The following is a 685-nucleotide window of genomic DNA, read 5'->3' on the forward strand; positions in this document are numbered from 1 at the left end:
GTTTGGTTTCGGGATTTCGATACGACGGACGGGCTGCGGTTGATAGGTACCCTGTAAAAGGGCAGTTTTCATGTTGTACCATTCGGTTGCGAGGTGCGGTCTCAGGTTTTGAACCGGCATTCCATCTACACCATGGCTTCCCTTATTTCTTTCTACACGCTTCAATGCCTGTATTAAGTTTTCCCTCTCTAGTATCTGTTCCATTAACATCGTTGATATCCTTTCCCTGCGTGGACGAGATGGTCTATTTGTGCCTTTATCTGCTCCGCCCTTTTGAAGTTCCCCGTGTATTCACCACTTCTTCCTTCAAATAAGTTCCGTTAGGAATTGTTTGCTTCTTCGCAGATAACGAACGCCTAGTATTCATCCTCCTTAATCTGTTCGGTCCTTCCTTATCTTCTCAAGTAGACAAGTACTATGACCTCTGCTGACTTCTGATGATTCTGCTGTCCATCACTGGACAGGTTACCAAGTGTACTTGGCTGTCATCAGACCTCCCCGGGTAAGAGTGCAATCTTTCCCTCCATCTATCTGCTTCATTTACTCTGTACCACCTTTGGCAGTAAGGACTTTGTTTTGTTTCGCAAACTCATCCAATGATACCTAGCCTTATATGAAGTTCGTGTTCCTCAGACCGGAGGTTTGCCGCTTGCTTCCTTCAGATTCCACGTCACCGTGGACACCC

The 685-nt window shown here is 46.3% G+C and carries 1 pseudogene; it reads right to left on the reverse strand.

Going from position 1 to position 685, the window contains the following annotated elements:
* Window positions 1–210, reverse strand: a pseudogene (locus tag Q8G36_RS28575) (group II intron reverse transcriptase/maturase); the annotation flags it as partial.
* Window positions 211–685: the final 475 nt, after the last annotated feature.

The organism is Peribacillus frigoritolerans, assembly GCF_030676415.1.
GTDB lineage: Bacteria > Bacillota > Bacilli > Bacillales > DSM-1321 > Peribacillus > Peribacillus frigoritolerans_A.